This window comes from Promicromonospora sp. NPDC052451 (genome assembly GCF_044547525.1).
GTDB lineage: Bacteria > Actinomycetota > Actinomycetes > Actinomycetales > Cellulomonadaceae > Promicromonospora.
Genome location: NZ_JBIUAP010000006.1, coordinates 80,074 through 92,727, shown reverse-complemented (window position 1 = coordinate 92,727; position 12,654 = coordinate 80,074). Strand labels below are relative to the sequence as shown.

Below are 12,654 nucleotides of genomic sequence, written 5' to 3'. Positions count from 1 at the left end.
TTCAGCCCAGGTGCGCCGACAGGCCCTGCTCGCCGCGGCGCATCACCCTGGCGTGGGCCCAGGTCAGCGGGGCCGGGGCGATCCGCGCCGCCGCCCGGAGCCAGGCCGGGCCGGGGGAGACCTGCCACAGCAGCCGTACCTCGGTGCCGGGGCGACCGGGGCCGACCGTCACGTCCGCCCGCCCCGCCAGGTCCCCGGAGACGTCCAGCCGCGCACGGCCCGGCCCGGCGTCGGACGGCGGCACGCTCTCGGTGAGCTCCAGCCGGAACCGCAGGGCGTAGCCCAGCGGGCTGCGCACCTGCAGCACCGCCCACGCCCCGGGCGCGGCCAGCCCGTCCGGCCCGACGGCGGGACCGGTCGCGGCGGTGGTCAGTCCCGGCCACCAGTCGGGCCAGGTGAACCGCGGGTCGGCGAGCATCGACCAGACCCGTTCCACGGGCGCGGTCGGCCGCCAGAGGGACCTGAGCACGAACACGGGCCCATGGTGCCGTCCCACGTCCGGCGGTGCGGCCTGACGTGCGGTTTGACACGGCTCGGCCTGACGGAGGTGTGCGCGGCGGTCCCGTGAAAGGGTGGGGGACGATGACTCGCTCCGTCCCACCCCGCTGGCTGCGCTGGACCCTGGCCGGCGTCCTCGCCGCCGTCGCCTGCCTGACCTACGGGATCACGACGGCGAGGGCCGACCTCAGCCTCGGACCGCACGAGGCCACGTACGCGATCACCGCGGAGGACCGGCTCGTCGCCGACCTCGGGCCGCTCGGCACCGTCGTCGCCGACTCCCCGCTGCCGCTCACCCTCGGTGTCCGGATCACCGTGCACGAGATCCCCGCCGACCTCTCGGCCGTGGACGCCGCCAGCTTCGACGCCCTGGCCGGAGACCTGGACGGGTACCTCCAGTTCTTCGACACCCCGCAGCAGACGGTCCGCACCGTGGCGTGGGCGCTCGCCTGGGACGCCGTCCGCGGCACGGGCGTCGCCGTGCTCGTGCTCGTCGCGGCAGCCTTCGGCGTGCGCGCGCTGCTGGGCGCGGTCCGGCGTCGCGAGCTCGCCCGCACCCTCGCGGGCCGCACCTGGGAGATCACCGGCGGGGTGGCCGTCGTCGTGCTCGTGGCCGCGACCGCCACGGCGAGCGCCGGGCCCGAGGAGCGGGCCGCGCTGCCCGCCTCCGCGGTGTTCGAGGGGACGGCCCTGGAGGGGGCGCGGATCACGGGCCGCCTCGCGAGCGTGATCGACACCTACAGCGGTCAGCTCGTGGAGACCTACCAGGCCAACGAGGTGTTCTACGCGGGGGCGCGGGAGCGGCTGATGGAGGCGTGGGACGCGCGGGTGGCCGAGCAGGAGGCCGCCGAGGCGGGCCCGTCGCCGTCGGGCAGCCCGGACGCGCCCGAGTACGTCACGTTCCTGCTGGTCTCGGACCTGCACTGCAACACCGGCATGACGCCGCTGATCCGGGACCTCGCGGACAGCCTGGCGCCCGACGTCATGCTGAACGCCGGGGACACCACGATCAACGGCACGAGCGTGGAGTCGGTGTGCGTGGACTCGTTCGCGTCGGCGGTGCCGGACGGCGTCCCGTTCGTGGTGGCGGACGGCAACCACGACTCGCGTCTGACCACGGCCACGGAGCTGGCCAACCGCCAGATCGTGCTCGACGGCGAGGTGGTCGAGGTGGAGGGCGTGCGGATCCTGGGCGACCGGGACCCGCTGGAGACGCGGATCGGCGGCGGCACCGTGATGGCGCGCGAGGAGACGCCGGAGCAGGCGGGCGAGCGGCTGCGCGACGTCGCGTGCGAGGCGGCGGGGGAGCCGGGCCTGGGCGGGTACACCGGGGAGGACCGGGTCGACCTGCTGATGGTGCACCAGCCCGCGGTCGGGGACGCGGCCCTGGAGTCGGGGTGCGTGCCGTTCCAGGTCTCGGGGCACATGCACACGCGGATCGGCCCGGACGCGGTCGGGTACGGCGTGCGGTACGTGAACGCCAGCACCGGCGGCGCCACCAAGGGCAACACGTCGGTGGGGCCGCTGCGGGACTCGTCGGAGATGACGGTGCTGCGGTTCGACCCGGAGCGGCGGCAGTTCGTGGACTGGCAGCTCGTGGAGGTCACGACCGAGGGCGAGGCGTTCGTGGGCGAGCGGCAGGCGATCCCGCCGGCCGCGCCGGTGCCGGACGAGGTGCCCGACGACACACCCGGGGACCTCCCGGGCGCCGGGTCGGCCCCGTCGTCGTCGCCGTCGGGCAACTAGGCTTGGGGCGTGGACATCGCTACCGACCCGGCCGAGCTGACGCCCGTCGCCCAGGACTACCTGAAGGCGGTGTGGTCGGCCCAGGAGTGGTCGGACGAGAAGGTGACCACGAAGCACCTGGCCGACCGGCTGGGTGTGGGTGCCTCCACGGTGTCGGAGACGGTGCGGCGGCTGTCGGGCCAGGGCCTGCTCGAGCACGAGCGGTACGGCGCGATCCGGCTGACCGACGACGGCCGGCGGCTGGCCCTGGTGATGGTGCGCCGGCACCGGCTCCTGGAGACGTTCCTGGTGAGCCAGCTCGGCTACGGCTGGGACGAGGTGCACGACGAGGCGGAGGTCCTGGAGCACGCGGTCTCCGACGTGTTCGTGGAGCGCATGGCCGAGCGGCTGGGCAACCCGACGCGCGACCCCCACGGCGACCCCATCCCGAGCGCGGACGGCACGGTGGTGCGCCCGTCGGCGGTGCCCCTGTCGTCCATGCACGCGGGTGAGGGTGGCACGGTGGTGCGGATCTCCGACGCCGACCCCGAGGCTCTGCGCTACCTCGCCGAGCTCGGGATGGACCTGGACATGCGGGTCGAGGTGACGACGCGGCGCGAGTTCGCCGGCACCGTCGCCGTGACGTGGACGTGCCCCGTGCCGGACCCCGACGCGCCCGGCGCCGAGCCGCGGCCCGTCGAGCGGGTGGCGGACCTGGGACTGCTGGCGGCCTCCCGCGTGTGGGTGTCGCAGGAGTAGTCTGTGCGCAGTTCCTCCCTGCTCGTCGCCGGTGTCGCCGACGCTCCGCTCGAATCGATACGACCTCCTGGAGACCCCATGGCGACCAGCACCTCGATGCGCTCCGCCGCGCCCGCGCTCGTCGCGCTGGCCGTCGGCGGCTTCACGATCGGCACCACCGAGTTCGCCGCGATGGGCCTGCTGCCCGACGTCGGGGCCGATCTCGGCGCCACCGACCCCCAGGTGGGGCACACGATCACGGCGTACGCGCTCGGCGTCGTCGTGGGTGCGCCGCTGCTGACCGTGGCCGCGGCGCGGATGTCGCGCAAGCGGCTGCTGCTGGCCCTGATGGGGTTCTACACGGTCGCCAACGTCCTGTCCGCGGCCGCCCCTGACATCGGCTGGCTCGTGGCCGGGCGGTTCCTCGCCGGGCTGCCGCACGGCGCGTTCTTCGGCGTCGGTGCGGCCGTGGGGGCCGCCGTGGCCGGCCCCGCCCAGCGCGGCCGGGCGGTCGCGACGATGATGACGGGCCTGACCATCGCGAACGTCGTGGGCGTGCCGCTGTCCACGTGGGTCGGGCAGGTCTTCGGCTGGCGGGTCTCCTACCTGCTGATCGGGGTTCTCGGGCTCGTCACGGTGCTCGGCCTGTGGCGGCTCGTGCCCGCCGGGGCGGGCGGCGCCGGCCGTTCGGTGCGCACCGAGCTGGCGACGCTGCGCAACGCGCCGCTCTGGTTCGCGTTCGTGGCGGGCGCCGTCGGGTTCGGCGGCATGTTCGCCGTCTACACCTACGTCGCCCCCACGATGACCGGGGTGACGGGGCTGCCCGGCGGGGCGGTGCCCTGGGTGCTCGCCCTGTTCGGCGTCGGCATGACGGTGGGCACCCAGATCGGCGGACGGCTGGCCGACCACGGCGTGCTGCGGGCCGTCCTGACCGGTTTCGTCGCCACCGCGGCGTCGCTGGTCCTGTTCGCGCTCACCGGCGGCTGGGTCGTGCCCGCCCTGGTGTCCCTCTTCCTGCTCGGGGTCACGTCCCAGATCCTGGGGCTCGCCTTCCAGACCCGCCTGATGGACCTGTCGCCGGGTGCGCCGTCGCTCGGTGCGGCGCTGTGCCACGCGGGCCTCAACGTGGCCAACGGTGCCGGGGCGTTCCTCGGCGGCCTCGTGATCGACGCCGGGTGGGGCTACCTCGCGCCCGCGTGGGCCGGGTTCGTCGTCACGCTGCTGGGGCTGGGCATGATCCTGGCGTTCGGGCGGCAGCGGGTGGTCCACCAGCCGGCGGACGGAACTTTGTGACGGTTCCGGGACCTTGGTCCCAGGAATGTTCCAGGCTGCGCCGGTACCGTGTGGCGCGTGACTGATACCGGGGCGACCACGACGTCGTCGGACACCAACGACCAGCACGACGTCGCCGCGGGAACCGGGCCCGGCCCGCGGACCATGGGGCTGCTCCTGGTCGTGCTCGGGGGGATCGGGTTCATCGCGTCCTTCGCGCTGGCGTGGGAGAAGTACCTGGCCTTCGTCGAGCCGGACCGGACGGCGTCCTGCTCGATCAACCTCTTCGTCACCTGCAGCGCAGCCATGGACTCGTGGCAGGGCGCGCTGCTGGGGTTCCCCAACCCGTACATCGGCGTCGCCGCGTTCCCCGTGGTGGTCACCACGGGCGTCATGCTGCTGCTCGGCACCCGCCTGCCGCGCTGGTACTGGGTGTCCCTGCTGGTCGGGACGGTACTGGGCCAGGGCCTGGTGTTCTTCCTGATGTGGACCAGCTTCTACTCGATCGTCGCGCTGTGCCCCTACTGCATGGTCGTGTGGACCATCATGTGGCCGCTCCTGTGGTACCAGATCGTGCGCGGCGTGCGGTCGGGAGACCTGCGCGTGGCCGCCGGGCTGCGGGACGCGATCGTGGGCAACCAGCACGTCATCCTGGTGATCGGCTACGTGGCCGCCGTGGCGTGGCTGCTGCTCGCCGTGGGCGGACCGCTCGTCGACTCGTTCTGACCTGCCGCTGACGTGCCCCGGCTCGATCCGCCCCCGGACGAGTACTTCGCGCTGCGCACCTTCCGCGCCGACGGTTCCGGCGTGACGACGCCGGTGTGGCTCGCCCCGCACGCGGGCCGGCTGTACGGGTACACCCCGGCCCGGTCCTGGAAGGTCCGCCGGATCCGGCGCGACCCGCGGGTGCAGGTCGCGCCGTCCGACGTCCACGGGGAGCCGCACGGGCCGTGGCACGCGGGGACGGCCCGGGTGCTGCCGGCAGCCGACCTGCGCACCGCGCGGCGCGCGATGACCGCGAAGTACGGGCTGCGGTTCCGCTGGTTCACGCTCGTGCTGCTGCTCGGCAGTCCCCGCAGGCACGGCGGGCCCGCGGTCGGGATCGAGATCGAGATCGTGCGGGACGGTGCGGGCGCCGCATAGCGCCGCACCGCCGGCTCAGGGACGCAGCGCCTCGCGCAGCGCCCGCCCCTCGCTGCCCGACGGCGGCGCGTAGCCCAGCAGCGCCGAGATCGTCGGCGCGACGTCGACGTGCCGCGGGTCGTGCGGGTGCACACCGGGCCGCACACCGGCACCCGCCAGGACCAGCGGCACGTGCAGCTCCGTGGTCGCGCCGTGCCGGCCCGCCGCGTCGGCCGGGGTCGCGCCGAACGACCAGCCGGGCTCCGGCTCCACGACCAGGTCGCCGTAGCCCGGGCTCATGCGCAGGCGGCGCTGGTCGGCCTCGTCGAGGACGTCCCGCACCTGCGGCAGCCCGCGCAGCGCCCGCTCCAGCCGGCGGACGGCGGCCGGGTCGCCGGCGCGCTCCCCGACGATCCGCACGTCCGCGACGCCGCCCACGACGATCACCACGTCGGTGCCGGGTGCCGGCGTCTGCCCGCTGGTGAGGATCTGCGGGGTGAAGCCGGCCGCCTCGATCGCGGCGAGACCCTCGGCGCCGAAGCCCTTGTCGAACGTGGTCATGCCGTGGTCGCCGGTGAGGACGAACGCGGTGTCGCCGTAGACCCCCGCGTCCTTGGTGGCCTGCACGAGGCGGCCGAGCTGCCGGTCGATGTCCGACAGCGCGGCGGGGATGCGCGGGTCGTCGTCACCGCCGTCGTGCCCGATCGCGTCCAGCACGTCGCAGTAGACGGCGACCAGGTCCGGCACGCCGTCCGTCGTCACCTGCTGCCCGCCCGAGTCGACGGGCTCGCCGCGCAGCACGGCGACGGCGTCGTCGGTGCGGCGGGAGCAGTCGCCGCCGGGCTGCGTGTAGAGGCCGTCGGGGTCGCCGAAGGTGACGCCGTAGTTCTGCAGGATGAACCACTGGGCGGAGAACACGGTGCCGCCCTGCTCCCGGATCGACTGGGCGATCGTCGGTACCGCCAGGTCACGCTGCTGACCCCGGGCCGTGCCGGTCGCGGTGTCGAACCAGTAGGCCGTGTTGCGGTGCGTGGCGGGCCACGCGCCCGTGGCCACCGACGACCACGACGGGTTGGTGATCGAGGTCATCACGCCCGTGGAGGTGGTGACGCTGCCCCGGCGCAGGAGGCGCTGGAGGTTCGGCATCTTTGCGGCTGAGGAGTGAGCTTGCGAGCCCCGCAGAGCCGCGACATCGGGTTCTGCGGCGCCCGACCGGACCAGGTCGAGGTACTCGACGTCGAAGCCGTCCAGGGCCATCAGGACGACGTGGTCGGCCCGGCCGTGGGCCGGTGCGGTGCTGCTCCGGGTGCTCTGGCTGTCGGTGCCCGCGGCGGGTGGCGTGGCCACCGCGGTGGTCGAGGCCGTCCACACGACGGCGGCGGCGATGCTGGCGGCGAGGGTCTTTCGCAACGAGGGCATCATGCGGGCCATTCGAGCACCCGGGCGGAGAACGGCGGGGGAGGCGGGGGCGAATGTCGGGTGAACCCTCGTACCTGTGGACAACCGAGGCCGGGGGCCGTCGCGGTCGGTAGACTCGCAGCCGTGACAATGCCCGACGCACCCGAGCGCACCACGTCCCCGGACGAGCCCCGTTTCCGCTACACCCCGGCCCTCGCGCAGCAGATCGAGCTGCGCTGGCAGGACATCTGGGAGGAGCGCGGCACGTTCCACGCGGCGAACCCGCAGGGGCGACTTACGGGGCCGGGCGGCAGCCCGGCGCAGGGCGACCCGTACTTCATCATGGACATGTTCCCGTACCCGTCGGGTGCGGGCCTGCACGTGGGTCACCCGCTGGGCTACATCGCCACCGACGTGACCGGCCGGTTCCGCCGCATGCGCGGTGACAACGTGCTGCACGCGCTGGGCTACGACGCGTTCGGCCTGCCCGCGGAGCAGTACGCCGTCCAGACCGGACAGCACCCGCGCGTCACCACCGAGGCCAACATCGGCAACATGCGGCGTCAGCTGCGCCGCCTCGGCCTGGGCCACGACCCGCGCCGTACGTTCGCGACCATCGACCCCGGGTACGTCCGGTGGACGCAGTGGATCTTCCTGCAGATCTTCGAGTCGTGGTACGACGCCGAGGCCGAGCGCCCCGGCCCGTCCGCCGGCACGGGCCGTGCCCGGCCCATCTCGGAGCTGCGCGCGGAGCTGGCCGCGGGCACGCGCCCGGTCCCGGGGCACGACGGCGACAACACCGGTGGTGCGGTCTGGTCCGCCCTCAGCGAGCTGGAGCAGCGCGACGTCATCGACGGCCAGCGCCTCGCGTACGTCGACTCCTCGCCGGTCAACTGGTGCCCCGGCCTGGGCACCGTGCTCGCGAACGAGGAGGTCACCGCCGACGGGCGGTCCGAGCGTGGCAACTTCCCGGTGTTCCAGCGCAGCCTGCGGCAGTGGAAGATGCGCATCACCGCCTACGCGGACCGGCTGGCGGACGACCTGGACCTGATCGACTGGCCCGAGAAGGTCAAGTCCATGCAGCGCAACTGGATCGGCCGGTCGGTGGGCGCCAACGTGCGGTTCGACGTGGTCGGCACCGCCGAGGGCGACCCGGCCGGTGCAGCGGGCGCGCTGGAGGTCTTCACGACCCGCCCCGACACGCTGTTCGGCGCCACCTTCATGGTCGTGGCCCCGGAGCACGCGCTGCTCGACGAGGTGCCCGCGGCCTGGCCCGACGGCACGCGCTCCGCGTGGACCGGCGGGTACGACACCCCGGTCGAGGCCGTCGCCGCCTACCGGCGCGAGGCCGCCGCGAAGACCGCCGTCGAGCGTCAGGCCGACGCCGGCAAGAAGACCGGCGTGTTCACCGGCCACCTCGCCGTCAACCCCGTCAACGGCACGCAGATCCCGGTGTTCACCGCGGACTACGTGCTCATGGGCTACGGCACGGGCGCCATCATGGCCGTGCCCGGCGGCGACGAGCGCGACTTCGCGTTCGCCGAGGCCTACGACCTGCCGGTGATCCACACGGTCGAGCCGGAAGGCGGCCTGCCGGAGGACCACACCGGTGCGTACGCGGGCGACGGCGTCGCCGTGCGGTCCTCGAACGACGAGATCTCGCTCGACGGCCTGGGGGTCGCCGAGGCGAAGGCGACGATCATCGCCTGGCTGGAGAGCAAGAACATCGGCGAGGGCACCACCACCTACCGCCTCAACGACTGGCTGTTCAGCCGCCAGCGCTACTGGGGCGAGCCGTTCCCGGTGGTCTGGGACGAGGACGACCGCCCGGTGGCGATCCCGGACGCGATGCTCCCCGTCGACCTGCCGGACGTGCCCGACTACGCGCCGCGCACCTTCGACCCCGACGACGCGAGCTCCGAGCCCGAGGCGCCGCTGGGCCGCAACGACGACTGGGTGCACGTCACCCTCGACCTGGGCGACGGGCCCAGGACGTACCGCCGCGACACCAACACGATGCCCAACTGGGCCGGCTCGTGCTGGTACTACCTGCGCTACCTCGACCCGGCCGAGACCACGGCGGCTGCGCTCCCGGAGCTGGAGCAGTACTGGCTGGGACCGCGGCACAACCCGACGTCCGGCCCGGCCGGCGGCGTCGACCTGTACGTCGGCGGCGTGGAGCACGCGGTGCTGCACCTGCTGTACGCGCGGTTCTGGCACAAGGTGCTGCTCGACCTGGGCCACGTCACCGCGCTGGAGCCGTTCGGCAAGCTCTTCAACCAGGGCTACATCCAGGCGTACGCCTACACCGACTCGCGCGGCCAGTACGTGCCGGCCGCGGAGGTCGAGGGCGACGAGCAGTCCGGTTTCACGTGGCAGGGCCAGCCCGTCAACCGCGAGTACGGCAAGATGGGCAAGTCGCTGAAGAACGTCGTGACGCCCGACGAGATGTACGAGCAGTACGGCGCCGACACGTTCCGCGTCTACGAGATGTCGATGGGCCCCCTCGACCTGTCGCGTCCGTGGGAGACCCGCGCCGTGGTGGGGTCGCAGCGGTTCCTGCAGCGGCTGTGGCGCAACGTCGTCTCGGAGGAGACCGGTGAGCTCACCGTGACCGACGACGAGCCCGACACCGCCACCCTGCGGGCCGTGCACCGCACCATCGCCGACGTCCGCGCCGAGATGGAGAACATGCGGCCGAACACGGCGATCGCCAAGCTCATCACGCTCAACAACCACCTCACCGGCCTGCCCGCCGTGCCGCGTGCGGCAGTGGAGCCGCTGGTCCTGATGACGGCGCCGATCGCGCCGCACATCGCGGAGGAGCTGTGGTCGCGGCTCGGGCACGAGGAGTCGCTGGCGCACGAGCCGTTCCCCGAGGCCGACGAGCAGTACCTCGTCCAGGACACGGTGACCTGCGTGGTCCAGGTCCAGGGCAAGGTCCGCGCCCGCCTGGAGGTCGCCCCCGACATCTCGTCGGAGGACCTGGAGGCGGCCGCCCTGACCGAGCCGAACGTGGTCAAGTTCCTGGACGGCCGCGGCGTCCGCAAGGTCATCGTCCGGGCCCCCAACCTGGTCAACATCGTCCCGGCCTGACCCACCTCGTTGAGTGCGGGATCTTCGCCCTTTTCTGCGCGTCAGAAGGGCGAAGATCCCGCACTCAACGAGGGTCAGCGCTTGCGGGTGCCGAAGAGGGATCGGGTCAGCTCGCGGACCAGGACCGTGCCCGCCGTCTTGGCCAGCGAGGTCACCACGCGGTTGCGGTCGCGCGCGGACTGCTCCTTGTGCCGGGCCTCCGCGCGCTCACGGGTCGCGGCCTCCTTCTCCAGCCGGGCGCGCTCCTTGGCCAGCTCCCGCTCCTCCTGCGCCGCGGTGGCCGACCCTGCCGCGGCCTCCTGTGCCGCCGCCTGCTCCTGTGCCCTGGCCTGGAGCAGCTCGAACGCCGACTCCGCGTCGACCGGCGTGCCGTACTTCGCCTGACCGGCGGACGCGGCCACCACGCGGTCGATCTCCGCGTCGCCCGCCGGGTCCATCGAGGCCTGCGGCGCGCGCACCCGCGTCCACGCCACCGGCGACGGCGCGCCCTTCTCGGTGAGCACCGTGACCACCGCCTCGCCGGTACCGAGCTCCTGCAGCAGGCGCTCCAGGTCGTACGGCGACATCGGGAACGTGCGCGCGGCGGCGCGGAGCGCGGTGGCGTCGTCGGGCGTGAAGGCGCGCAGCGCGTGCTGCACCCGGTTGCCGAGCTGGGCCAGCACGTCGGCGGGCACGTCCTTGGGGGACTGCGTCACGAAGAAGACGCCCACGCCCTTGGAACGGATCAGGCGGACCGTCTGGACCACCTGCTGCAGGAAGTCCTTGGACGCGTCCGCGAACAGCAGGTGCGCCTCGTCGAAGAAGAAGACGAGCTGGGGCTTGTCGGCGTCGCCCACCTCGGGCAGGTCCTGGAAGAGGTCGGCGAGCAGCCACATGAGGAACGTCGAGAAGAGCTGCGGGCGGTCCTGGACGGCGGGCAGCTCCAGCACGTTGAGCACGCCGAGGTCGCCCCTGGTCGCGATGAGGTCCGACGTCGTGAACGCGGGCTCGCCGAAGAACACGTCGGCGCCCTGCCCCTCCAGGCCGACGATCTCGCGCAGGATCACCCCCGCCGTGGCCGCGGAGACGCCGCCGATCCCCTTGAGCTCGGCCTTGCCCTCGTCGGAGGTCAGGTGGGCGATCACCGACTGCAGGTCCTTGAGGTCCAGCAGCGCCAGGCCCTTCTTGTCGGCCCAGTGGAAGATCAGGGTGAGGCTCGACTCCTGCGTCTCGTTCAGGCCGAGCACCTTCGACATGAGGATCGGCCCGAAGTCCGTGACGGTCGTCCGGATCGGGACGCCCTTGCCGATCCCGCCCAGCGAGTAGAACTCGACCGGGTACCGCGTCGGCGTCCAGTCCTGCCCGATGCTCGCCGCGCGCTCCGCGATCTTCGGGTTGTCCGCCCCGGGGACCGCGAGGCCGGACAGGTCGCCCTTGATGTCCGCGAGGAAGACGGGCACGCCGGCCAGCGACAGACCCTCCGCCATGCCCTGCAGGGTCTTCGTCTTGCCCGTTCCCGTGGCGCCGGCCACCAGGCCGTGGCGGTTCAGCATCGAGAGCGCGAAACCGACCTGGACCTGGGGGTTCGGGGTCGCCTCGCCGCCCGGGGTGCCCTCCAGGAGTGCGCCCAGGGGCAGGGTGGCCCCGGCCGCGTAGCCGGCCGCCACCTCGGCGGCGTAGCCCTCCGGCGCCGCGGCACCGCCGGACGCCGCACCCGGCTCGGTGCCCGGAGTACCCGGCCCCGACGCGGACGCACCCTCGGCCGCCCGTTCCGCCTCCTCGAGGGCCTTCTGGGCCGCGGCGGCGGCCTCGCGCAGCTTCGCGAGCTCTGGCGTCGATGCATCGGACATGTCTCGGATGCTAGGTCGGGCTCCGGCGCTGCGCGCGGGGAGGATCCCGCACGTTTACCGGTCGGGTTCCCCGCGCGGATAGAGTGTCGCGGTCATGCGCACCCGACGTCGTCCTTCCCGCCCGGCACCCCAGGAGGTGCGGGTCGTCACCGACTCGACCGCCTGCCTGCCCGCAGGTCTGCCGGGCGGCCCGGTCGTGGTTCCGCTGCGCGTGCTCGTCGGCGACGACGTCTACGCGGAGGGCGAGGACATCACCCCCGAGCGCCTGGCGGAGCTGGTCGCGGACGGGGAGCACGTGACGACGTCGCAGCCGCCGCCGGAGGCGTTCGCCGCCGTCTACCGTGGCCTGGCCGACGAGGGGACCCGGTCCATCGTGTCGGTGCACCTGTCGGGCGCCCTGTCCGGCACGGTGGGGTCGGCGGGCACCGCGGCCGCCCGCTCGCCCCTGCAGGTGCGGGCCGTGGACTCACGGACCGGCGCCGCAGGCCTCGGCTTCGCGGCCCGCGCGGCGGCCGAGTGCGCCGCGGCCGGGGCCGACGCCGCCCACGTCGCCGCCCGCGCCATCGAGGTCGCCGGGACGGCGAACGCGGTGTTCGTGGTCGACACCCTGGAGCACCTGCGCCGCGGCGGCCGGCTGTCCGGCCCCGCCGCGGCGCTCGGCACCGTCCTGGGCGTCAAGCCCATCCTGCGGCTGTCCGACGGCGCGGTCGAGCTCTCCCAGCGCGTGCGCACCCGTGCCGCCGGTGCCGAGCGCCTCCTGGAGCTGGCCGCCGGGTTCGTCGCCGAGGCGCGGCGGCCCGTCGTCGCCGTGCACCACTTCGGCGCGCACGACCGTGCCCTCGCCCTCGCCGGCCGCCTCCACACGCGTACGCGGGCGGACGTCGAGGTCACGCCCCTGAGCGCCGTCCTGGGTGTGCACGTCGGCCCGGGCACGCTCGCCGTCGTCGTCGCGGACCTGGGTGACCACGTGCACTGA

General features: G+C 73.8%; 10 protein-coding genes. 7 read left to right on the top strand and 3 right to left on the bottom strand.

Translation table 11 applies throughout. The features are described from left to right. Position 1 precedes the first annotated feature (1 nt). Complete coding sequence (locus ACIG47_RS12330) at positions 2-475, bottom strand: hypothetical protein (protein ID WP_397431050.1); 474 nt, start codon at positions 473-475, stop codon at positions 2-4. A gap of 107 nt (positions 476-582) precedes the next feature. Here ACIG47_RS12330 and ACIG47_RS12325 point away from each other — a divergent pair, with 107 nt between their 5' ends. From ACIG47_RS12325 to ACIG47_RS12305, 5 genes are all read left to right on the top strand, one after another. After that, the gene (locus ACIG47_RS12325) at positions 583-2,244 is read left to right on the top strand and encodes a metallophosphoesterase (RefSeq protein ID WP_397431049.1); all 1,662 of its coding nucleotides are present in this window, start codon (positions 583-585) and stop codon (positions 2,242-2,244) included. A gap of 9 nt (positions 2,245-2,253) precedes the next feature. Further along, positions 2,254-2,982, top strand: coding sequence for a metal-dependent transcriptional regulator (locus tag ACIG47_RS12320; protein WP_397411212.1), 729 nt, complete (start codon positions 2,254-2,256; stop codon positions 2,980-2,982). A gap of 78 nt (positions 2,983-3,060) precedes the next feature. Next, positions 3,061-4,254 carry an MFS transporter gene (locus ACIG47_RS12315; RefSeq protein WP_397411210.1) on the top strand — a complete coding sequence of 398 codons (1,194 nt, stop codon included), beginning with the start codon at positions 3,061-3,063 and terminating at the stop codon, positions 4,252-4,254. 57 nt (positions 4,255-4,311) lie between these two features. Next, positions 4,312-4,959, top strand: coding sequence for a vitamin K epoxide reductase family protein (locus ACIG47_RS12310; RefSeq protein WP_397431048.1), 648 nt, complete (start codon positions 4,312-4,314; stop codon positions 4,957-4,959). 12 nt (positions 4,960-4,971) lie between these two features. Beyond that, the gene (locus tag ACIG47_RS12305) at positions 4,972-5,376 is read left to right on the top strand and encodes a PPOX class F420-dependent oxidoreductase (RefSeq protein WP_397431047.1); all 405 of its coding nucleotides are present in this window, start codon (positions 4,972-4,974) and stop codon (positions 5,374-5,376) included. 15 nt (positions 5,377-5,391) lie between these two features. On the opposite strand, the gene ACIG47_RS12300 is transcribed toward ACIG47_RS12305, so the two are convergent. Further along, positions 5,392-6,765, bottom strand: coding sequence for an alkaline phosphatase family protein (locus tag ACIG47_RS12300; protein WP_397431046.1), 1,374 nt, complete (start codon positions 6,763-6,765; stop codon positions 5,392-5,394). 138 nt (positions 6,766-6,903) lie between these two features. Between ACIG47_RS12300 and leuS the strand changes: the two genes are divergently transcribed. Beyond that, complete coding sequence (gene leuS, locus ACIG47_RS12295) at positions 6,904-9,849, top strand: leucine--tRNA ligase (RefSeq protein ID WP_397431385.1); 2,946 nt, start codon at positions 6,904-6,906, stop codon at positions 9,847-9,849. Between the two features lie 74 nt (positions 9,850-9,923). On the opposite strand, the gene ACIG47_RS12290 is transcribed toward leuS, so the two are convergent. Further along, complete coding sequence (locus ACIG47_RS12290) at positions 9,924-11,678, bottom strand: helicase HerA-like domain-containing protein (RefSeq protein WP_397431045.1); 1,755 nt, start codon at positions 11,676-11,678, stop codon at positions 9,924-9,926. Between the two features lie 94 nt (positions 11,679-11,772). On the opposite strand from ACIG47_RS12290, the gene ACIG47_RS12285 reads away from it, so the two are divergent. Continuing rightward, complete coding sequence (locus tag ACIG47_RS12285) at positions 11,773-12,654, top strand: DegV family protein (RefSeq protein ID WP_397431044.1); 882 nt, start codon at positions 11,773-11,775, stop codon at positions 12,652-12,654.